The 22789-nt window shown below is 33.0% G+C and carries 23 protein-coding genes and 2 tRNA genes; 15 read left to right on the top strand and 10 right to left on the bottom strand.

Going from position 1 to position 22789, the window contains the following annotated elements; genetic code table 11:
* Positions 1 to 76 precede the first annotated feature (76 nt).
* From ilvA to EOV51_RS09355, 5 genes are all read right to left on the bottom strand, one after another.
* Positions 77 to 1339, bottom strand: a complete 1263-nt coding sequence (gene ilvA / locus EOV51_RS09375; protein ID WP_128152129.1) for a threonine ammonia-lyase IlvA — start codon at positions 1337 to 1339, stop codon at positions 77 to 79.
* Positions 1340 to 1820: 481 nt separating this feature from the next.
* Positions 1821 to 2276, bottom strand: a complete 456-nt coding sequence (locus tag EOV51_RS09370) for a type II toxin-antitoxin system death-on-curing family toxin (protein WP_128152127.1) — start codon at positions 2274 to 2276, stop codon at positions 1821 to 1823.
* Positions 2260 to 2445, bottom strand: a complete 186-nt coding sequence (locus EOV51_RS09365; RefSeq protein WP_128152125.1) for a hypothetical protein — start codon at positions 2443 to 2445, stop codon at positions 2260 to 2262. Before EOV51_RS09365 ends, EOV51_RS09370 begins: the two co-directional genes overlap by 17 nt.
* Positions 2446 to 3828, bottom strand: coding sequence for a phosphoglucosamine mutase (glmM, locus tag EOV51_RS09360; RefSeq protein ID WP_128152123.1), 1383 nt, complete (start codon positions 3826 to 3828; stop codon positions 2446 to 2448). It lies immediately after the preceding gene.
* A gap of 8 nt (positions 3829 to 3836) precedes the next feature.
* On the bottom strand, positions 3837 to 4406 hold the full coding sequence (locus EOV51_RS09355) for a TlpA family protein disulfide reductase (protein ID WP_128152121.1): 570 nt from the start codon (positions 4404 to 4406) through the stop codon (positions 3837 to 3839).
* A gap of 206 nt (positions 4407 to 4612) precedes the next feature.
* On the opposite strand from EOV51_RS09355, the gene EOV51_RS09350 reads away from it, so the two are divergent.
* From EOV51_RS09350 to EOV51_RS09300, 11 genes are all read left to right on the top strand, one after another.
* A complete protein-coding gene (locus EOV51_RS09350) occupies positions 4613 to 4975 on the top strand; it encodes a DMT family protein (RefSeq protein ID WP_128152119.1) in 363 nt (120 codons plus the stop codon).
* A gap of 117 nt (positions 4976 to 5092) precedes the next feature.
* Positions 5093 to 5767, top strand: a complete 675-nt coding sequence (locus tag EOV51_RS09345) for a hypothetical protein (protein ID WP_128152117.1) — start codon at positions 5093 to 5095, stop codon at positions 5765 to 5767.
* A gap of 24 nt (positions 5768 to 5791) precedes the next feature.
* Positions 5792 to 6460 (top strand): hypothetical protein, encoded by a 669-nt coding sequence (locus tag EOV51_RS09340; RefSeq protein ID WP_128152115.1) that lies wholly within the window; start codon positions 5792 to 5794, stop codon positions 6458 to 6460.
* Between the two features lie 210 nt (positions 6461 to 6670).
* Positions 6671 to 7345 carry a hypothetical protein gene (locus EOV51_RS09335; RefSeq protein WP_128152113.1) on the top strand — a complete coding sequence of 225 codons (675 nt, stop codon included), beginning with the start codon at positions 6671 to 6673 and terminating at the stop codon, positions 7343 to 7345.
* A complete protein-coding gene (locus EOV51_RS09330; protein WP_128152111.1) occupies positions 7342 to 8019 on the top strand; it encodes a response regulator transcription factor in 678 nt (225 codons plus the stop codon). Before EOV51_RS09335 ends, EOV51_RS09330 begins: the two co-directional genes overlap by 4 nt.
* A 61-nt stretch (positions 8020 to 8080) precedes the next feature.
* Complete coding sequence (locus EOV51_RS09325) at positions 8081 to 9076, top strand: sensor histidine kinase (protein ID WP_128152110.1); 996 nt, start codon at positions 8081 to 8083, stop codon at positions 9074 to 9076.
* A gap of 111 nt (positions 9077 to 9187) precedes the next feature.
* A complete protein-coding gene (locus EOV51_RS09320) occupies positions 9188 to 9430 on the top strand; it encodes a hypothetical protein (protein ID WP_128152109.1) in 243 nt (80 codons plus the stop codon).
* 49 nt (positions 9431 to 9479) lie between these two features.
* Positions 9480 to 10106 (top strand): YceI family protein, encoded by a 627-nt coding sequence (locus tag EOV51_RS09315; protein ID WP_128152108.1) that lies wholly within the window; start codon positions 9480 to 9482, stop codon positions 10104 to 10106.
* A gap of 101 nt (positions 10107 to 10207) precedes the next feature.
* On the top strand, positions 10208 to 11974 hold the full coding sequence (locus tag EOV51_RS09310; protein WP_128152107.1) for a DUF885 domain-containing protein: 1767 nt from the start codon (positions 10208 to 10210) through the stop codon (positions 11972 to 11974).
* An 85-nt stretch (positions 11975 to 12059) separates the two neighbouring features.
* Positions 12060 to 12133 (top strand) — tRNA-Asp (locus tag EOV51_RS09305).
* 52 nt (positions 12134 to 12185) lie between these two features.
* Positions 12186 to 12259: transfer RNA gene (locus EOV51_RS09300), tRNA-Asp, on the top strand.
* Positions 12260 to 12588: 329 nt separating this feature from the next.
* Here the strand turns inward: EOV51_RS09300 and EOV51_RS09295 are convergent.
* The 5 genes from EOV51_RS09295 to EOV51_RS09275 all read right to left on the bottom strand — a co-directional run bounded on the left by EOV51_RS09295 (position 12589) and on the right by EOV51_RS09275 (position 18576).
* On the bottom strand, positions 12589 to 13803 hold the full coding sequence (locus EOV51_RS09295; protein ID WP_128152106.1) for a hypothetical protein: 1215 nt from the start codon (positions 13801 to 13803) through the stop codon (positions 12589 to 12591).
* Between the two features lie 255 nt (positions 13804 to 14058).
* Positions 14059 to 14907, bottom strand: a complete 849-nt coding sequence (locus tag EOV51_RS09290; protein ID WP_128152105.1) for an EamA family transporter — start codon at positions 14905 to 14907, stop codon at positions 14059 to 14061.
* Between the two features lie 193 nt (positions 14908 to 15100).
* Complete coding sequence (locus tag EOV51_RS09285; protein ID WP_128152103.1) at positions 15101 to 15580, bottom strand: copper resistance protein NlpE; 480 nt, start codon at positions 15578 to 15580, stop codon at positions 15101 to 15103.
* Positions 15581 to 15663: 83 nt separating this feature from the next.
* Positions 15664 to 16461, bottom strand: a complete 798-nt coding sequence (locus EOV51_RS09280) for a PhzF family phenazine biosynthesis protein (RefSeq protein ID WP_228427612.1) — start codon at positions 16459 to 16461, stop codon at positions 15664 to 15666.
* A gap of 84 nt (positions 16462 to 16545) precedes the next feature.
* Complete coding sequence (locus EOV51_RS09275; protein WP_128152101.1) at positions 16546 to 18576, bottom strand: dipeptidyl-peptidase 3 family protein; 2031 nt, start codon at positions 18574 to 18576, stop codon at positions 16546 to 16548.
* Positions 18577 to 19602: 1026 nt separating this feature from the next.
* On the opposite strand from EOV51_RS09275, the gene EOV51_RS09270 reads away from it, so the two are divergent.
* From EOV51_RS09270 to adhP, 4 genes are all read left to right on the top strand, one after another.
* Positions 19603 to 20076, top strand: coding sequence for a 23S rRNA (pseudouridine(1915)-N(3))-methyltransferase RlmH (locus EOV51_RS09270; RefSeq protein WP_128152099.1), 474 nt, complete (start codon positions 19603 to 19605; stop codon positions 20074 to 20076).
* Positions 20069 to 20878, top strand: coding sequence for a CPBP family intramembrane glutamic endopeptidase (locus tag EOV51_RS09265; protein ID WP_128152098.1), 810 nt, complete (start codon positions 20069 to 20071; stop codon positions 20876 to 20878). Before EOV51_RS09270 ends, EOV51_RS09265 begins: the two co-directional genes overlap by 8 nt.
* Positions 20863 to 21450, top strand: coding sequence for an RdgB/HAM1 family non-canonical purine NTP pyrophosphatase (gene rdgB / locus EOV51_RS09260; protein ID WP_181950999.1), 588 nt, complete (start codon positions 20863 to 20865; stop codon positions 21448 to 21450). Before EOV51_RS09265 ends, rdgB begins: the two co-directional genes overlap by 16 nt.
* Positions 21451 to 21611: 161 nt before the next feature.
* A complete protein-coding gene (gene adhP / locus EOV51_RS09255) occupies positions 21612 to 22646 on the top strand; it encodes an alcohol dehydrogenase AdhP (protein ID WP_128152094.1) in 1035 nt (344 codons plus the stop codon).
* Positions 22647 to 22789: the final 143 nt, after the last annotated feature.

The raw sequence follows: 22789 nt of genomic DNA, 5'->3' as shown, positions 1-22789 counted from the left end.
TGAAAATAATGAGAAAAAGAATACTGCCTTTATCTCCACCTGTAAAAACTGGCGAAAATTGCTACGAAAAGATGTATTAAAGCATGAATCTTCCGATATCGCTATTAGGATCCAAGGGCATAAAATCCAGGCCGTACTCCGTCATTCTCTCCCAAAGTTTTTCATACTCCAGATAAGAATCCAGCTCTATTCCTACCAAAGCAGGGCCGGTTTCTCTTTCATTTTTCTTCATATATTCAAATCTGACAATATCTACATGCTCGTTTAGTACCTGATTTACGAAATCTCGTAAAGCACTGGGCCGTTGCGGAAAACGAACAATAAAATAATGTTTTAACCCTTCAAAAATGAGGGATCTTTCCTTTATTTCCTGCATCCGGTTAATATCGTTATTACTTCCGCTTACAATGCATATTACATTTTTTCCTTTAATTTCTGAAGCATAATGATTCAGCGCCGAAATGGAAAGGGCTCCTGCCGGTTCTGCAACAATAGCATCTTCGTTATAAAGTTTCAGAATCGTAGAACATACTTCGCCTTCGGGTATCAGGCAGATTTTATCCAGAACCTTACTGCATATCTGGTACGTGATATCTCCTACCCTTTTAACCGCCGCACCGTCTACAAAACGATCGATTTGTTCCAGAGTTACCGGATGTCCTTCTTTTAAAGCTTTCTTCATGCTTGCAGCCCCGGTAGGTTCCACCCCGATAATCTGGGTATCCGGCGAATAATCTTTAATATAGGCTCCTACTCCCGAGCACAGTCCTCCGCCTCCGTTAGGAATAAAAATATAATCAATTTTTTTATCCTTAAAATCCTTCAGTATTTCCATGCCTATCGTACCCTGCCCTTCAATAATCCGCCTATCGTCGAAGGGAGGAATAAAAGTCATATCATGTTCCTTGGTATACTGCTTGGCAGCTTCTGCACTTTCGTCAAACGTATCTCCCACCAGCACAATTTCTACAAAGTCTTTTCCAAACATTTTTGTTTGTTTCACTTTTTGCTTGGGAGTAATTTTAGGCATGAAAATCACACCGCGCACTTTCATTTTATTACAGCAATAAGCTACTCCCTGGGCATGATTCCCTGCACTGGCACAGGTGACTCCTTTGCTCAAAAGAGCCGGGTCCAGACTGCTCATCATGTTATAAGCCCCCCTCAGCTTGTAGGATCTTACTACCTGTACGTCTTCTCTTTTCAGATAGACCTGGGCATGAAAACGATTGGATAAGGTATGATTATATTCTAGTGGAGATCTTTTAACTACTTCTTTGATACGTGCTGCCGCCTCTTCAATATGCAGTTTAAACTCTTTCGTTATTTTAGCAGACATTCTTTTTTTATTTTAAATAGTATACAAATTTATTAATTTAAATTGATTATAAATAAGGAAACCTTTGGGTTATTTCAAAGATTTTAAAATTAAAAACGGAAGTGTAAACCTTTTCCGATGATGTATAAAGTAATTCCTGTATTGAAACTATCAGCGAATGCAGATATCCGTATTCTATAAAGTAGATTACCCGTCACTTTACTTTTCAAACCGCTTCAAGGAGCTGTCATCTGAGCCAATGTTATAAATCTTATAAATCCGGTACCCTACCTCATCGGTAAAAATATAAGATAGACCCACCATAAATATGTTTGATAATTTATCTTTAGATTTAGGATGCAAAAAAGAGAAACAGAAGTTCTGTTTCTCTTTTTCTATTTTATACAGATACTAATAATTGCCTGTAAGAAAAGCAAAACACTCCAGCTGACAGGTACGTATTGAATTATCTCTTCGAATCGTATAAATTCATGGTCAAAAACTATGAATCTGAAAATGGTCCGATATATTGCAAGGTTTTAGTTTCCAGCATATCCAGAATTTCTTGCCTATGCTCTTCAGTACTTTCAGCAACTAAAACTGTCATTTCAAACAATTCAGTTTCAAGACTGATCTCATCCAGATATAACCGATGAACATTTTCAAGCAAAAAGGTAAAATAAATAACCAAAGCCAGCCTTTTGTTTCCGTTGGCTAACGGATGGTTTTTAATTATTGAATAAAATAACCAGGCGGCCTTTTTTTCAATAGTATCATACACTTCCACACCAAAATAAACCGCTTTAATCTGTGCCAATATACTTTCTAATTTCCCTTCATACCGATTCTTGAATGCGGGAATATCTGTTGAATATTCCTGCTCTTCATCCAATAACTGATTAAAAACCAGCTCAAAATCGGAAATATCCAAATAGAAAAGATTATTCACCCTTGTCATATCTTGACAATAACGTTAATGTATGAGAGAGCCTGAGAAGCAATGGTTTGTTTACTCCTTCAAATTTCAGGTTAGATTTTTTTTCTTTGACTATCCAACCTGAAGAAGATGATACAACCTGATTTCTATGCTTAATTTTCTCCAGGGTTTCTTTAAAATTCACTTCCACTTACGCCAAATTCTTTATTTCTTCGATAAAACGATCGGCCAGCTGATCAGCTTCCTGCTGAGTAGGAGCTTCCGTATATATACGTATAATCGGTTCTGTATTAGACTTTCTTAAGTGTACCCAGGTGGAAGGAAAATCTATTTTTAATCCGTCAATAGTTGTAATGGTTTCACCGGAATATTTTTCAGTCAGTTTTCGTAATATCTGATCCGTATCAATTTCCGGTTTTAAATCAATTTTTTTCTTTCCCATAAAATAAGACGGATAGGTTTCCCGTAATTGCTTGCAGGTAATTCCCTTTTTTGCCAGATGCGTTAAAAAGAGAGCAATTCCCACAAGTGAATCTCTTCCGTAATGAAGTTCCGGATAAATGATACCTCCGTTGCCTTCTCCTCCGATTTTCGCTGCGGTTTCTTTCATTTTGGTAACCACATTTACCTCACCAACGGCAGAAGCCTCGTATTTCTGGCCATACTGACGGGAAATATCGCTTAAAGCACGGGAAGAGGATAGATTGGATACTGTAGCGGAAGGAGTCTGAGAGAGAACATAATCAGCAACAGCTACCAAAGTATATTCCTCTCCGAACATGGAACCGTCCTCTGAGATAAGTGCCAGCCTGTCTACATCAGGATCCACTACGATACCGAAATCTGCTTTTTCTTCCGGAACTTTTTTCATAATATCTTCCAGATTTACTTCCAGAGGTTCCGGATTATGAGGAAAATCTCCATTGGGCTCACAGTACATTTCCACCACTTCCACACCCAGTTTTTTTAATAACGGGGGTACAGAAATTCCTCCGGTGGAATTCACAGCGTCTAAGACAACCCTAAAACCTGCTTTTTTAACGGCTTCGGCATCTACCAAAGGCAATTTTAATATTTCGCCGATGTGATAATCGATGGCTGTATTATCTTGTATATAGGTTCCTAACTGGTCTACCTCTACATAATCAAAATCTTCATTTTCAGCAATTTCCAGCAACTCTTCTCCATCTTTGCCGGAAATGAATTCTCCCTTGGAATTAAGGAGCTTTAAAGCATTCCATTGTTTAGGATTATGACTGGCGGTAAGAATAATTCCTCCATCAGCTTCAAGATAAGGAACCATCATTTCCACAGTGGGTGTGGTGGATAAACCCAAATCAATAATATCGATTCCCACTCCCTGTAAGGTAGAAGAAACCAGTGCGGAAACCATTTGTCCGGAAATACGGGCATCTCTTCCTATGACCACTTTTACCTGTTCTTTAGATAATTTTCTTTTTAACCAGGTACCATAGGCCGAAGCAAATTTAACGGTATCCAGCGGAGTAAGATTATCTCCGGTTTTACCGCCTATAGTTCCTCTGATTCCGGAAATACTTTTAATTAATGACATAGATCGTATTATTTACTTTTATTTAAAAAATCATTTATTTTTTCTTCTATAAATGCTCTGGGCATGGCCCCTGCAAATCCTTCTTTCACCTCACCTTTTTGTAGTACGGTTACCGGAATACCGCCCTGAAGATTCGGATCTATAGATCCGATTCGTGAGCTTAATTCACTTACAGGTATCTGATACACATTCTGCATTTTATTTTTCAAGACAAAAGGTGCTACCTGAGCCTGTGTGCGTGCATCGTCTACATTCACAAACAGGAATTTAACCTTTTTATCTTTATATTCATTATGAAGCGCTACAAAATCAGGAATTTCTTCAACACAAGGTCCGCACCAGGTTGCCCAGTAATTTGTAATGTATAGTGTATCACTTTGGGTATTTGCCAATGCTTGAATTTTATCAAAATCGGAACTTATAATAGTAACCTCTTCAGCGGTTTCATTATCAGCGGGAATTTCCGGCTCCGAAGAATTTACCGACAACGAATCCTTTGCTACAGGTGTTTCTTTTGCCTTTTCTTTACAGGAAAAAAAAAGTCCTAAAACCATAAAGAAATAAATAATTTTTTTCATTTGACTGTATTTTATATATACAAAAGTAAGGATTTTTAAAAAGCCGACTTTAAATATTCATGTATATATCCGGTTATTTCTCTCATTTATCATTTGATATTCTTTGCAGGTAAACATACATGAAGAAATCTTAATGTTTTATTCATATCAATTTTATTTTCAACTCTCAATTTTGTTTCAAATAATAATTATAAATAAAAGAACAAATGAAAATAGCATCAACCATAGGATTTCTAATATTATCCAATGCATTTATGAATATTGCATGGTACGGACATTTAAAATTTTTCGGAAAAGACAATCATACTTCAATATGGATCATTATACTCTTAAGCTGGGGACTGGCATTATTTGAATATTGTTTTCAGGTACCCGCAAACCGAATCGGGTTTCAGGAAAATGGAGGCCCTTTCTCTCTGGTACAGCTGAAAGTTATGCAGGAAGCCATTACTCTAATAGTATTTATGATTTTCTCTAAAATCGTTTTTCAAAATGTACAGTTTACAGTTAATCACCTGATCGGGTTTTTACTTTTAATTGGTGCCGTCTATTTTATATTTAAAAAATAAACGTACGAAACATAAAAAAACAAGATATGAAGAAAACTTAATTTCCTGTTCATATCAAATTTATCTCGGAATTGCACCTTTACACTATCAAATAATAATAACAAAAAACATAATATCATGGAAACAAAAACAAATCCAACTCAATTAACAGAAAATAGTAACGAAACAAAAAAAACACCTGCGAATGATTTGAAAAAACCTAAACCTGAAAAAGATGAAAAAAAACATTTAATTGACATGAAACCTTTACAATGTTTTCAGGGAACAGTTAAAGAATGGCTATCTAACAAGGATTTTATTTACGATGGTTTTATTCTCGAAACAGAAAATGAAGAGATAAAAATAAAATTCCCTCCTCATTCGGCTAAATTAATCCGAACAGCTGTTGAGAACCATCCTGAAATTTCTTTAAAAGGTGTAGTTCATAACTCTCCGGAGAAAGTTAAAACAGTTCACCTGATCAATTTTCAATCCGAAGGTAATACTGTTGATATTGTTCCTCCTGCTCATCCACCTGTACCAGATACTATGATCAGAAAAGAAGGCAAAGTTACTGATTATCAACATGATTCAAAAAACAATATCTGTGGATATTTCATTAATGATACATACCTGCTGAAAATACCTCCGCATATAGCTGAAAAATTAAAAGAACAAATGCAGATAGATGTCAGGGTTGAATTTACCGGTATGGCTAAATCCGACAAGGAAGGTGAAGTTAAAGTAAAAGACTACATTATTATAAACACTCAGACTTTAGCTGTAAATACTAACGAATATTTAATTAAATAATAATAACCTATAAATTATAAAAAGATGAAAACAATTATTTCAAAATCCCTGATTTTAGCGGCTCTCATGATAAGTTTTTCCACTTATATGTCTGCTCAGAAAAGAAATCCAAAACCTATGCACAGAGAGGAAGCTGTAGAAAAAGTAACGGCTGTAAACGGTGTAGTAAATGAATGGATATATAACGATGACTTTATTTACGACGGTTTTACTTTGCAAAGCGGAAATGAAGAACTATTTGTAAAAATACCTAAACACATGGGTAAAGTTCTCCGCAATTCCATCGCAAAAAACAATATAACTGTCAATGGTGTTGTTAAGTATTCTCCGGAAGGAAATAAAGAATTAAAATGGGTAAGCATTGTTACAAACGGGAAAAACATTTACGATATTCCTAAAGAAAGACCTGAACAACCACCTGTTGAAAAATTTGTAAACGGAAGTGGAAAAGTTTTGAAATTTCAACAAAACGAACGCGGAGATACTCATGGAATATTTCTTGATAACAAAACCCTGCTTCGTATACCTGCTCATAAATTTTCTTTGTTAAGCTCTTTATTACAAACCGGAAAAACCATCCAGTTTACAGGTTTTGAAAAACCAAAAAACGAAGATGAGGCTGTAGCTGATAATTATTCAGTAATTAAACTTGAAACTCTGACCGTTGACGGTGAACAATATCTTATTAAATAAGCCTTTAGATAGTTAAATAAACAAAGCACTAAGTAAGTGCTTTGTTTATGTTATACACTGTACAGAAACAAAATTTCATATATTTGTTTTTAAATGCAAAAATTATAAGCAAACAATAAAATTAATATGTCTGAATCGTTTCTGCTATATAGTGTTATATTTTTATTGCTGATTTTACTTTTAGCCTTATTAATTTTAAAATCCAAACACATGCATTTTACAATTCACAAATTAAAAAACGTGCTGGGAATGAAACCCAAACGGAACGAAACAGTAAATCGCCTTCATTCAATTCATTCTAATTCCCTGTCTAAAAAAGAAATTGAGTCTAATCATGGTGAAATACTGATTGAAGGAGAATTGATTGATTTAAAAAACAATCACGTTGGCGATGTAGATATGCTTATCATAAATTCACAGAATGAAACTCTGGCAATTCATTTTCCGCCACATTTAGGTAAACCTGTTACGCATCTGATTTCTAAAGGCAAAAATCTGAAATTCAAGGTTCATCCATCCAGAAAAAAAATGTATGAAAACTTCCCTTTATACAATCTTACCGCTATTAAAAGATCGTCCGAATGGATTTATATAGACGATATAAAGCCTGTACCACCTACGGGAATCCCGATTCAACTGGACGGCTATATTTCTGATTTTGTATATAATAAGAGCCATTCTATATCCGGATTTATCCTGAATAACTTTCTTGTTGACATTCCTCCGCATTTCGGTGAAACGATAACTCCTTTTTTAAAAAAAGATGAAAAAATTAATGTTCGTGGTTACAAAAGAAATAAAAATACTGATTTTATAAATAACAGCGGTTATGATATTATTCGACCTTATTCTATAAGTACTAACGAAACCGATTATTTATTATGAAAATTTTAATTATAGAGGATGAAGACAGCCTGGGGACATTTATGAAAAAAGGTCTTCAACAGGCAGGACATTCTGTAACACTTATACAAGAGGGAACTGAAGGTCAGAAAATGGCAGCCATGGAAAATTTTGATCTCATTCTTCTGGATCTAATGCTTCCGGGAATTAACGGGTTTGACATATTATCCAATTTACGAACTTTTCAGATTACAACTCCTGTAATTATTACCAGTGCACTTTCCAGCACTCAACAGGTAGTTCAGGGATTGGATCTAGGAGCCGTAGATTATATAAAAAAACCTTTTGAATGGGAGGAGTTACTGGCTAGAATACGCGTCGTTCAAAAAAAGATTTCCAATCAAACTTCCAATAATTTAGTAATTCAGGATCTAACGATAGACGTGGTAGGCAGAAAAGTTTTTCGTGCAGGCAAAGAAATTAAACTTACGGCTAAAGAATATATTTTATTGGAATATCTGGCAAGAAATGCAAACCGTATTGTAAGTAAGAACCAGATTATGGAACATGCCTGGGATTTGGATTTTGATCCGGGAAGTAACATTGTAGAAGTTCACATGTATCAACTGAGAAAAAAAATTGATAAAGACTTTCCTAATCCTCTTATTGAAACTATTGTTGGTTTGGGATATTCTTTAAAAGGCGAAAAATCGTAAAAAGCAACTTATTATCAAAAAACTATTCACATATTTAAATCTTTACACTCGGATCGCCTGTGTGAATACCTTAGTATTTATGCTTTTATGGCTTTTACTGGGGCTCTTTTTCCATTTTTTTACTCCTTTTAACCTACATTCAAATATTACTAAAAAAGAAGTATTGTTTTTTTTTAGCTGCATTTTATTTTTAGGAAGCTTATTTACTTTTATTACTTCTTACCGGATTACTTTATATGCCTTTCAACCTTTGCGAACTGTTATAGATAAAGCAAATGAAATAAATATTTATAAAAATGCCGAACTGCTTGCAGAACCTAAAGATCAAAGCGAACTGACCGATTTAATCCGCTCATTTAATCATATGCTTTTACGGATAAAAGAACAATCGGAACATCAGAATGCTTTTTTTGCCTCTGCCTCTCATGAATTGAGAACTCCATTGGCTGTGATGCTTACCCGGCTGCAAATTATGATAAAAGAACCTGATGTTTCTTATGCAACCCAGGAATTATATAAAACACAAATTAAGGAAATCCAACAATTGATTCATATTGTTAACGACTTTCTGTTAATGGGAGAAATTAATAACCAAAACTTACAACTTCAACGGAATCATTGCGACCTTACTGATATATTTCTTCAGCTGATCGAAAAATTTTCTCTTCGCTCTGCTGAAAGAAATACACCATTTAAACTTTCTTTTCTACCCATTGAAGAAGACTTTCGTGTATGGGCAGATGAGGAAAAACTAACCGTTATTCTATCCAATTTAATTAGCAACGCTGTTAAATATTCCCAACAGAATACCTCAATTGACCTTACAATTTCTAAAAAAGATAATATTGTCAGTATCCTCATCAGCAATAGCATACGTGAAGATATTAATCCTCAAATTACGGATATCAAAAATAAATTTTATCATTCAAAACCTATGAAAGGAGAAGGTTCCGGACTGGGACTATGGATTTCAAAACAACTGGCAGACATTCAGGATATTGAATTATTTTTCAGTATAAAAAACCAAACTTTGTTTGAAGCTCATATTATCATTTAATTATCCGAAAAAAAGATACTTTATTTTCTGTATCAAACATTGATAAACCGTCCTACATTTAGCAGGGAAAAATCATTGAAAAATTTTTATATTTGAAAAAAATATACAGATATGAAAAAAAATATTTTAGCAATCGCAATTCTTACCCTGACGCTTTATTCTTGTGACAATGCTTCGGGAGGTAATAAAAATATAATTCCTGTAGATCCTTCAACACAGTCTGCTGACAGTGCACATGCCAATCATTCTGCTCAAAACCATGAAGCTCACGGTACTGAAAAAAATACGGATTCTACTCATACAGAAAAACAACAACCGGCCAAAGATTCCATTTCGGTACATCAGGGGCATTAATATTAACCTGTTTCAGCCTTTTTATTACTTAATAAAACCGAATTATACCATGAAAAAACTTTTCTTATCTTTTGCAGCCGGAGCATTGCTCCTGTTTTCCTGCAACGATAATTCCAAACATCAGGTGGATACGACTTCGGCTGCTGTCGAAACTGGCAGTTCTGTAGAAGCTCCTATACAGCCGGTAGGAAAAGAATCTACTTATAAAAAAGAACTTCAGTGGACGGCATTTAAAACTGATAAAAAAGTTCCAGTAGCCGGAACTTTTCTAAAAATATCACTTACAGGTGTTAAGGAAGATTTAGCTATTCCCGAATCTTTGGTTAATGCCCGCTTTATTTGTGACGGAACTACAACTTCTACCGGAGATACAGCCAGAGATGGAACTTTAACTACTTTCTTCTTTAAAAGACTTTCTAACCCTGAAATATCCGGATATTTTCAGAAATTTGAAAATAATACCGCTTATATAGTTATTCAGTTAAACGGAAAATCGGTAACAAAAGAGTTTCCTTATGAATTGAAAGGAAATCAAATTATTATCAAAGGCAGTGTTGATATACTAAACGATTTCAATGCGCAAAAACCATTTACCAGTCTTCATAGAGCTTGTTATGATTTACATGAGGGTAAAACATGGACAAATGTAGATTTGGTTATTAAAATTTCAAAATAATCTTAGTAAAGTACTATAAAAGTTAAGAATAAGGAAATCCCTTATTCTTTTTTTATACCTAAGACCTATTTGTTAACGATACAGATTCTAAAATTTAGTTCATGAAAAAAATACTTGTAATTCTGACTTCCTGCCTGTTTTCTAATTTTATTTTTTCTCAATCTGATGAAAATAAATCTCTGTATGATCTGGCTGATAATTATTATGAAGATTTCTTAAAATTAAATCCCATACAAGCCACAATGCAGGGAGATTACAGGTATAATGATTTATTAACCAATGATATTTCCGATGAATTCTTATCTGAATATGAAGATTTTTTTCAGATTTATCTACAAAAATTAAACAAAATTAATTACAGCCAGCTAAACGAAAATTCCAAAATCGTTTACGATGTATTAAAAAATGAAATTGAACTTAGTTTAGAAAAATTCCCTTATCATTTTGAGAGAATTCCTTTTACCCAATTTGAGGGACTTCCCCTGCAAATGCCCGTTATGGGGAGTGGACAGGGTATTCAACCTTTTAAAACCGAAAAGGATTATTCTGACTGGCTCAAACGTGTAGATGCTTTTAGCGGATGGGCAGATACAGCTGTTAAAAATTTTAAAAAAGGAATTGATACCGGAATGGTTCTGCCGGATGTATTAGTTTCTAAAATGATTAAGCAGATGCTTAATGAAGATATTATAAGCGCCGATTCTGAAAAAAATATTTTTTACGGTCCTATTAAAAATTTACCTTCAGACTTTACTTTAGCACAAAAAAAAGATATAACTCAAAAATATCAACAGATGATTATAGGTAAAATTATCCCTACCTATACTCAATTGGGAACTTATCTTAAAGAAGAGTATTTACCTCACAGTCGTAAAAGCATAGGGTATAATTCGTTACCTGCTGGCAATACCATGTATTTGTACTGGGTAAAATATTGGACCACAACAAACAAAACACCGGAAGAATTTTATCAGGCAGGTCTAAAGCAGGTAGACAGCCTTAAAAATGAAATGAATAAAGTACGACTGCAAATAGGTTTTGAGGGATCTTTGAAGGATTTTTTACTGTATGTTAAAACAGATCCGAAAGCTCGCCCCTATACAACGCCAAAACAGATTTTAGATGAATTTAATTCTATTTTATTCAAAATTGAACCTCAGCTAAAATTATTATTTAATAAAACTCCCAAAACCGCTTTTGAAATAAGGCAAACAGAAAAATTCAGAGAAAATACAGCCAGCGCGGAATATTATCAGGGTACTGCTGATGGAAGCAGACCCGGAGTTTTTTATATGCCTATTCCCGATGCAACGCAATTCAATGTAACTTCGGGTATGGAATCCTTATTTCTTCATGAAGCTATACCCGGTCATCATTATCAGGTTTCGTTGCAACAAGAAAATACATCACTTCCCAAATTTATGCGGTTTGGCTGGATAGGTTCATACGGAGAAGGCTGGGCCTTATATTGTGAATCATTGGGACCTGAACTGGGGCTTTATACAGATCCTTATCAAAAATTAGGTTCCTTGAGTGATGATATGCTTCGTGCCGTACGACTGGTTATTGATACGGGAATACACACCCGAAATATGAGCCGGGAGCAAGCTATTGAATATTTTCTGGATCATGTTGCATATAACAGAAATGAGGCTGTTGCGGAAGTGGAAAGGTACATATCTTATCCTGCACAGGCTTTAAGTTATAAGGCGGGCTCTATGAAAATTCAAGAATTAAAAAACAAGTATCGTAAAATTCTGGGAAATAAGTTTTCGATTTCAGAGTTTCATGATGAATTATTAAGTTCGGGCTGCCTGCCTCTCAATGTATTAGAAAAAAAGATGTCTGCTTGGGCTGAAAAAAAGTAATTTTTTAATGTAAAAAGTTTGCAGAATAAAAAAATGATTCTATCTTTGCACCACTGAAAAATACTTGTAACAAGTATTGGTAAAAGATCCGGTAGTTCAGTTGGTTAGAATACCTGCCTGTCACGCAGGTGGTCGCGGGTTCGAGTCCCGTCCGGATCGCAATAAGGAATTTAGTTTCCATTCTTTTAAAAACACAAATAAAAATCTATCCGATCCGGTAGTTCAGTTGGTTAGAATACCTGCCTGTCACGCAGGTGGTCGCGGGTTCGAGTCCCGTCCGGATCGCTTTTTTAAGCATTTTATCCACTTTTTTATTTTACAGCCTCAATTTTTTAAATAAAATATAAAAAATATCTTTTACTTATATTTAATTTTACAACGTACTTTATTCAAATTTCCCAAACATATAATTTATAGTTTCAGCTCTAATTACCCAATAATTTTAATTTAAAGGTCTGCAAAATTATTATTTATTCGACGAATTCTGTTTTCAATCTGGAATTCCGAGCATATCATCTATAAAAAATATTCAACAAAAAAAGTAACCTTTATTTGAAAAGGTTACTTTTTTTCAATTTTATAAAAATATATAAGAAAAAATATACGATTTCACCTTAAAGCTTCCACCATACCAGGGAAGTACGATCAGCGGATGTATTGGTAGTTCTGGAACTTAAAGTCCAAGGGTACACCGTATTAGTAAAGTGATTCATTCTAAATGTTATTTTATCCCCTGCTTTAGCATCACAAGCCAAAACTACTGAATAGGTTGCAACAGTTGAAATGCCTGTAGTAGGTATAATATTAATATCCAACTCAGCAGCATCTACTAAAGTATTATTTTTTAATAATCCAATATAGTAAACAACAGTACGTGCTGCTTTGACACTTGTTCCCGTAGTTTCTTTTACAGCACCGTATAATCGGAAATTAAATGCATATGCTCCATCTTCAGTTAGCGTAATTGAATATACTTTGGTAGTTGCATCAACAGCACCAAAAGGTAAAACTGTTCCTGAAGTTGCTAAATTTGCAAGAGTTCCTGCATTAGTTGTAACAGAGGTTGCCAGATTCAAAAGGTTGACGGTACTTTTTGGTCTTTCATTTTGCAGACGGTTCCATTGTTTATTCATCCAAAAGTAATATCCTGGATATAAATCGCTGGCCGCAGAACTGGTAGTATTATAAACTAAAAGCCCATCGACTACTGTGCTCATAGGACTCATATTTGTAGCACCTACCAAAGCTACTCTGTTTGGTAAAAATCCCTTATTAGAATCTCCTAATTCTAGTTGGGCTGATGAATTATTGACAGAAGTTCCTCCAATTTTACTTGTTCCGGTTATATATTCGTTACCGGAGACCTGAAATTTGTAATTACTGGAAACTACAGACTGTCCTCCTACATTTACACTTCCCGATTGATAGATATTTTGTGTATTATCTGTCGCCTGAACAGTACTTCCCTGAACTTGCCAGGGCTCTGCAGGAATACCTGCAGCACTGGATACCATATGCTGCCAAAGGACACCATCAAAATAATAATACCCAACATAAGTAACCTTAGCTGTTTTTGTGGTTAAAGTACCTGATAAATCGGAAACATAAACGATTGCTCCTTTTTGATTATCTCCATAGCTATCGTTTTTACTGATAAGGCTTGCACGTGTTAATACAGGAGCTATTATTCCTTCGGGAGAATTGTTTACACTCGTTATCGGAGATACATGAAAAGTTGCATGAGGTTCATTAGTATTAATGCCAACTTGAGCGTTTAAAAAATTAATGAGCATTAAATTTGCTCCTAATAAAAAGATCTTTTTGTTCATGACAATTAAATTATTAGCAATGCAATTTAACAAATAATAAAATAAATTCAAAAAAATATTAAATATATTAAATTAAATTACGAATAAATAAAAAAACATTACATAATTTGATCTTAATAAATATTAAGTTATTAATTTTTTACTAATAAATAACAATTTATTTTTTTCCTATATTTTATAAAATACAATGCTATTATTTTATATTAACACAAAATATATTAAAAAAAAAATGATAGTTAACCAAATATTCTAAATTTATTTTTTTCTAAAAATAGTAGCTCCTATGCTGGCAACAATAACACAAAGTATGGATAAGCATTGACTGATACTTAGAATTTCGTTTAGAAAAACCAAGCCTGATAAAGCTCCAAAAGCGGGTTGCAAACTCATAAGGATACTGAATGTTTTAGAGGGAATCTTTCCTAAAGCAATCAAATCCAATGAAAATGGAACTGCACTGGATAAGAGGGCAACTCCCAATCCCACTAAAAGCCATTTACCATTTAAAACATCCAGATCTCCGGAAAAAATTCCAAAGGGCAGTATAAAAAGAGTAGCGATACACATTCCTACACTTACTGCTTCACCTCTTTTTACTTTTTTTAAAATTTTTCCACCGATAAGTATATAAAAAGCCCAAAATGCACCCGCAACCAAGGCTAAAATTAAACCAATAATATCAACCCCTGCATTATTCCATGGAACAAGTAATGCTATTCCGATGCAAGCTAAAAGAGCCCAAAATAAATCAAGTATTTTTCTTGAACTGAATAGAGCCAACGTTAAAGGTCCTACAAACTCCAAAGCAACACCCAGCCCTAATGGAATACGTTGAATTGCATAATAAAAGATAAGATTCATAGCCGCTAAACAAATTCCATACCCCGAGCAGTATAACCACTGTTCTGCTGTGAGTTTTCGAATATTGGGTCTAAAAAAAAGAACAAGCAGTACTGCTGAAAGACCAATTCTTAAAGAGGCTGTTCCACCGGCTCCTAAAACCGGAAATAGGCTTTTAGCAATTGAAGCTCCTCCCTGAACACTAATCATAGATAAAAGTACAGCAGGTATAGCCGGAAAGGTTTTCTTAGAGTTTGAAGACATAGTATTTAATCTGGCTTATTAAAATGGATAAATGTTATTTTTAAATCAATAACACAGCTTACCTATATTATTTAAAAAGTTTCAAATGTAAAGATTTATCCTATAAAACAGAAGCTTTATCCATAAGATTAAGTATTTAGTTAAAAAAAACGCCGGCTTAAAAGCCGGCGTTTTTACATATTAATTGATTTAATTATTTTTGTTTAAGTAATGTATATTTGGATGCTAACTCCCCACTAATTACATTACCTTCAGTATCCAGTTGGATTAATTGATTTTCAGCTACTTTAAATTGTTGCTTTTCTTTATCTCCTTCTAAGGTAATTTTGTTTCCCTCTTTACTCCAAACATACTTACCTTTTGATTCAAATGGTTTTTGATCTCCTTTTCCTAAATACCTGGATGAAAGAGTATACATATTATTTTTTTCCAGCTTCAATATAGTTTCGATACCTTCACAATCGGCACATGGTATCACTCCTTTATAAACACCTTCCACATCCAGCGAATTTTCAGAGGTATGTGCATTTACCAAAGAGTCTGCTTTTTGTACCAGAGTATCAGCTATAGCTGAAGTACTGTCTTTGATTTCTTCTGCTTTTTGGGCTTGTTTTTTATCACAGCTAACTACTAAAGCTGCTACAGCAAATAATAAAAAGACTTTCTTAATCATTTTTTTTGTATTATCAAATTTATCCCTATAACACTCAAAAATAATACCATGTTATTGTTTTAACTTCCTTATTTTATATGAACTTATGATAGGTAAATAGAACCTTTTAAATATAATTTTGCATAACCTGAAATTAAAACTTTATTTTCAATAATATCACAATAAATATAACCGCCTCTTTGTGAGCATTGATAGGCTATCATCTTCTTTTTCCCTAATTTTTGATTCCACAGGGGAATTAAAGAAGTATGAGCAGATCCGGTAACCGGATCTTCCGCTACTCCTACTGAAGGAGCAAAAAAACGAGATACAAAGTCAGTAGTTTTTCCTTTGGAAGTAATTATAACACCTAAATATTCAGATGCTTGAGCAATTTTATTTAAATCAGGATTCACTCTCCGTACTTCATCTTCATTTTCAACCACCAAAATTAAGTCCCTGGAAGCCCAGGCTTCCAGAATTTCACAATCTATCATTTCTTTAAATAAAGGTAATATCTGTAACCGTTTCGGTTCTCTGGAAGGAAATTCCATTTCATATTTATCTGATTTACAGTTCACAGTAAGAATCCCGCTTTGAGTATAAAACTGTATTTTTTTTAAAGTACTATCTACAAAATTGGATAGTACATATGCAGAAGCTAAAGTGGCGTGTCCGCACAAATCAACTTCAGATTTAGGCGTAAACCACCTCAAATCATAATTTGCTCCCTCATCTCTTTTTAAAATAAAAGCCGTTTCAGATAAATTATTTTCAGCTGCTATTTGCTGCATAATTTGATCATCAATTTTTTGCTTTAAATAACAAACACCTGCCTGATTACCTGAAAAAATTTGTGATGCAAATGCATCTATTATATAATATTCTATAACTGATTCCATAATTTAATTATAAAAATTTATATTGAAGTTATTATTATACTAATGTAAAAAAGCGGTTATTAAACCGCTTTTTAATTTATTGTATTAATTTTCTAAAGGTAAAAAACTGTATTTTTCAGAATAATACAGCATCTCTTCAGCAAATGATTTAGGATAAGTAACCTCAATATCAGTAATATCTCCTTTACTATTAACTTTAGGAACTAAAACAGGGTTTAGAAAGCCTTTATATGGAGCTAGATTAAATTTTGAATTTCTTTCAAGAACTTCTTTATGAAGCTTTGGATCTACTTTAACACCATATGTTTCAACCAGGTCTTTTGCAGCCTGATAATCACCTTCTGATTTAATTCTCTGAGTTTCTTTTAATAATTCTCCAAATAAATTATGTAATTTTTCATAATTATTTATTTTAAAATAAGTTTTACCATTTTTCTCTATTTTTTCAATAACCTTATCTTTCTGACCTTTTTCATAAACCCATGCACTTACCCACTGACGGTTTCTCATATGTGCTTCTTCAATGTCCCTTCCGGGTTCTATACGTACTAACTGCGTCATCAAACCGTTACGAATATAATCATTGTAAGCAGCCATACCTACCTTTTTCCAATCTTCGACTAAACCTAACTCCTGTAATTTAGGGCTATATAAATAATAAAGACCTACAAGATCAGCTCTCCCTTCCTCAAGTGTTGAAGCATAACTTTTTAATGTTTCCTTTGGAGTACCCACTCCTTTATTTATTTGCCCGGAAGCATGTCCCACCACTTCATGTAGTGCTGTATGTAACTTATCTGCAAGTTCTCCGTATTTTTCGGATAATTCAACTTCTTGCGAGTCGTAAGCAAATTCTTTTAATTTCTCCGTTCCGCCTGCCTGACCATAAGCATCTATGATATTACCTAGAGATACAGATTTTGAACCATACTCTGCTCTAATCCAATCGGCGTTGGGCAAGTTTACACCTATAGGTGTACTTGGGGATGAATCACCCGATTCCGAAGCTGCTATTACCGTTTTATATGATATACCTACAACATTTTTCTTTTTATGCTCTGGCATTAAAGGAGAATTATCTTCAAACCATTGTGCATTTTTGGAAATTACTTCCATTTTTGCAGACATATCAAAATCTTTGATTTGAACAATACTTTCATAAGAGCCTTTATGTCCTAAAGGATCATTATACACCTCTATAAATCCATTGATGTAATCAATATTTCCCTCAGTAGCCTTCAACCAAGCTATATTGTATTCATCCCAGGTCTTCAGGCTACCTGTTTTATAATAACTGATTAGCAGTTTTAAAGCTTCCGCCTGCGGTTTATTTTCAGCTACTGAAACTGCTTTTTCCAACCAAAATATAATTTGATCTATTGCAGCTCCATACATACCCCCGCTTTTCCATATTTTTTCTTCTAAATTTCCCTGTTCATTTTTGATTAATTTGGAATTGAGCCCCCATGAGACAGGTCTGTCTGAATCCTGATTTGTTTTCCCTGAATAATATTTCTCTACTTCTTTATCCGTAATACCTTTCCCATAAAAATTTATTGCAGAACCAGATATAAATCCCTTAGACTCATCCAGATTAACTTTTTTATTATCCTCTTCATTAAAAAGTATATCTACAATGAATGGTTCCAATTCTGTACTAGTATCATTTAATAATTGCTGAAAATAATTCTGTGAAAATTCCGGCATAATTTTGTCATTAGAGTAATGGTGGTGTATTCCATTAGAAAACCATACCCTTTTTAAATATATTTCATAGTTTTTCCAGCTTTGTGCTGATTTATCTCCTTTATAGTTTTTATAAATACTTTCTAATGCTTTACGAATTTTTAAGTTATATTTATAATTCTGATCCCATATTATATCTCTTCCGGACATACCTGCCTGAGCTAAATAGTAAACCAACTTTTTTTCTTTCAGGGAAAGTTTTTCCCAACCAGGAATCTGATATTTCAATACTTCTATATCCGCAAAACGATCAACTTTATATTCAAAATTTTCAGGATCTGTCTTACCTATAGTATTTGAAAATTTAGTATCGCAAGAGACCAGCATAACCGAGGAAGCTATAATAGCTGTTAAAACATTTAATTTCATATTTTGAAATGATTATATACTCATCAAAATTAATAAAAATAAACTTCGTATTCTTATTTAATAATTGTTGATTAATAAACCATGAAATTAAAAGGATTTTTATAGAAAATGAAAGATAAAAATATGCGCAAATATACTTTAATGGATGTATGAAGGAATTAAAAGCGCGGGTTAAAAATCTTTACTTGCCTATAGGGGCTCTGGTAAGCCAAGAAACACAAATAAGATAAGAACCCACGCTATATGGTGTGAGCCCAACTTACTTATTCTGTGTCTCTTTTGAATTTACCAGATTCCCATAGACAGAATAAAAGCTAGCGCTTTATATTAATTAATCCATAAATTACTGGGACAAATATAATAAAAATAAAATAATATACCTCAATACAATATTTTTTACCCAATAAAAAATATTTAACAAACACAATTTTATATTTTATTTACTTTAATCATTATATAGATTAGTTTAATTATTATTAATATAAAAACACTTCATAAATCAAATTCATATTTTAAAAAATATTTCACTTATAATATTATGAAATAAATAAATTTTCTGTTTTTATATGTATTTTTTAGATTATAAATAGCTATTTTTTATATTTTCCTGATTTTATTGTAAAACTAAGTTCAATTTATGATTATTAATTACGTATTAAAAATTATAAATCGTATTTAAAAAGATTATCTTTTACAAGATTTAATGATGTATATAAATTAAAAAAACAGTTATAAAGAATAATTTTTAAATATACATGTTTTATTAGTTTCTCATCTACTATTTTGTTAAAAGAATACAACATTTTAAGATAACTTAAGCATTATCTGCATCCTATAAATAAAAATATTTTCATATTTAGTATATTTTATCTTGATTAATCTAAAGTAGTAACAAAGATTAATTTCTACTTATTAATTAAAATAAGCAGATTTAAATGTATAATTAACTTATTCAAACCTTTAAAAGGCAGGATAGAGACTATTATCATTAAAAATATTCTCTTACTTTTGTACTCTTTACGTATTATGAAAATTACATTACTCTCGATAGGCAAAACAAATTCGAAAGAGCTGCTGACTTTGATTGAGCAGCTTGAAAAACGTTTACCTTCCTTTATTAAATATGAAAGAAAAGAACTTTCGGATATAAAAAATGCTAAAAATCTTCCGGAATCTGATTTGAAAAATGCGGAAGCTGAATCTTTTATTTCTCAATTACATGCTAGTGATTCACTCATATTATTAGATGAAAAAGGCAAGCAATACACATCTATTGAATTTTCAAAATTTATTGATAATCAAATGAACAATTCAACTAAACACATTGTTTTTTGTATAGGTGGAGCCTGGGGATTTTCAGATAAAATCTATAACTTACCTCATCAAAAAATTTCATTATCTTCCATGACTTTTACACATCAAATGATACGATTATTTTTTACGGAACAACTTTACCGTGCATTTAGTATATTACAGGGTAAACCATATCACAATGAATAACTACTTAAAAATCTATTGGTACGACATTATATTTGCTATTGTTTTATTCATAACCATAGCGGGTATTTCAGGACAACTATTTTTCTATCTTGCGAACTTTTTACACCTAGACACAGCTTTACTAACTCCTATAAATACTGTTTTTAATTATTTAATGCTGTTTCTCATTTTTTATTTTATTTGTTTAAAACCAAGAGAACAAAAATTTAGATTAAGTTATAATTTAAAAAAATTTCAACTATTCCCAATTTGCTTATGCTTATTCATCGGACAGTTTTTATTGTCCGAATTTTTAACAGGATTAATACCCACCCAAGGACCCTTTTTTGGTTATCTGCACAATTTAATGACCCAAGCTTTAGTAGGCTCGCTTAACAAACAACCGGTTGCCGTTTTTATTTCTATATGTATTATAGCCCCGATATTTGAAGAAATATTCTTCAGAGGTTTTATATTAAAAGGAATGCTTAATAATAAAGTTCCTCCTTATAAAGCCATTATTATATCTTCTATAATTTTCGGCGGCATACACATATTCCCCTGGCAGGTTTTAGCAGGTATCTTGGCCGGCATAGTCTTAGGAATATCTTTTTACAAAACCGGTTCACTTGCAGTAAGCACATTACTTCATTTTTTAAACAATTTGTTAGGCTTTTATCTATATTACAAAAATGGAAATTTTGATTCGCCTGAAATCGGATTTAGCAATTATGTTTATCCTATCATTGGTCTTATAATCATCATTATATCAGGTTATTTTCTTAATAAAATCACAAAAAAATACTCATGGAAATATTATTAGCAACTCAAAATACTCATAAAAAAGATGAAATTTTAGCCATGCTTCCTTCTAATTTAAATCTAAAAACATTTAATGATTACAATTTTGAGGGAGATATTGAAGAAACCGGACTCACTTTTGAAGAAAATGCATTTATAAAAGCAAAATTTGGATACGATCTATCGGGAATACCTTGCTTTGCTGATGACAGCGGACTTGTGATAGAAGCATTAAACGGAGAACCTGGAATTTATTCAGCTCGTTATGCCGGAACCGGCTCTTTTGATGATAACATAGCAAAAGTACTTTCTAATATGAAAAATATTACTGATAGAAAAGCTTATTTTATAAGTGTAATTTGCTGGGTTAATAATAAAGAAGTTCGCTATTTTGAAGGAAGAGTTTACGGTACTATTTCAAATACAATCCTGGGAAAACACGGTTTCGGCTATGATCCTATTTTTGTTCCGGAGGGTTACTCAAATAGTTTTGCAGAAATTTCTGCTGATGAAAAAAATAGAATAAGCCATAGAGCGTTAGCATTAGATCAATTTAAAAAATTTATTAACGAAAATAATCCTATTCAGAACTGAAATTATAGAGTATAAACATCAATAATACAATACCTTAGATAGAAACCTAGATTTTATAAAAATATTTATATTAATATATACTAATAAAAAAAAATCTGTCAGCTTTAAGCATTTAAATTTTAGTTATATTCACAAACAACCATTATCAAAACTAAAATTTTATGTTACCACAAAAAATGAAAGCTGCAGTTGTTCGTGAATTTGGACAACCTTTACAAATTGAAGAAGTAGAAGTTAAAAGACCGGGTAAAAACCAGATTCTGGTAAAAATTATTGCTTGTGGAGTATGCCATACCGATTTGCATGCTATTGAAGGAGATTGGCCTGTAAAACCTAAAATGCCTTTAATTCCCGGACATGAAGGAGTTGGCTATGTTGTTGCTACTGGTGCAGAAGTAACAAGGGTAAAGGAAGGAGATGCTGTTGGTGTACCCTGGTTATATAGTGCCTGTGGCTGTTGCGAATTTTGCATTTCCGGATGGGAAACATTATGCGATATACAAGAGAACGGAGGATACAGCGTTGATGGCAGCTTTGCTGAATACGTAATTGCTGATGCCCGTTATGTGGGAATTTTACCTTCAAATGTTAATTTTTTAGAAATGGCTCCCATTTTGTGTGCAGGTGTAACCGTATATAAGGGGTTAAAAGAAACGGAAACTAAACCAGGAGAATGGGTTGCAATTTCAGGAATCGGAGGACTTGGACATATTGCCGTTCAGTATGCTAAAGCAATGGGGATGCACGTTGCTGCTATAGATGTTGCTGACGATAAACTTAATCTGGCAAAAAAACTGGGAGCAGATTTAGTGGTAAATGCATTAAATACCAATCCCGGAGAATATTTAAAAAAAGAAACCGGCGGTATGCACGGGGCTTTAATCACAGCAGTATCCCCAATAGCATTTAAGCAGGGACTTGAAACCTTACGTAAAAAGGGAACCATAGCTCTGAACGGGCTACCTCCCGGCAATTTTGATCTTCCCATTTTTGAAACTGTTTTAAACCGTATAACCGTAAGAGGCTCAATTGTGGGAACAAGAAAGGACCTGCAGGAGGCTATAGAATTTGCACATGAAGGTAAAATCAAAGCTACTGTAAGTACTGCTAAGCTCGATTCAATAAATGATGTTTTTGATAAAATGAAAAAAGCCCAGATCGACGGAAGAATTGTTTTAGATATGGCCAGTGCCTAGCATACACAAACTGATATTGAACTTGTAATCAATTTTAACTATTATATAAGGCTATATAGAATAAATTAAATTGACTAAATAAAGCCAAAAAAAATTAAATTAAAAACCAAAACAACTAAATACGTTTATAATTTAAACTTATT

Origin of the sequence: Apibacter raozihei (assembly GCF_004014855.1) — a bacterium.
In the GTDB taxonomy this organism is placed as follows: Bacteria; Bacteroidota; Bacteroidia; order Flavobacteriales; family Weeksellaceae; genus Apibacter; species Apibacter raozihei.
Note: the sequence above shows the minus strand (reverse complement) of the source record. Positions and strands in the feature narration are given on the sequence as shown.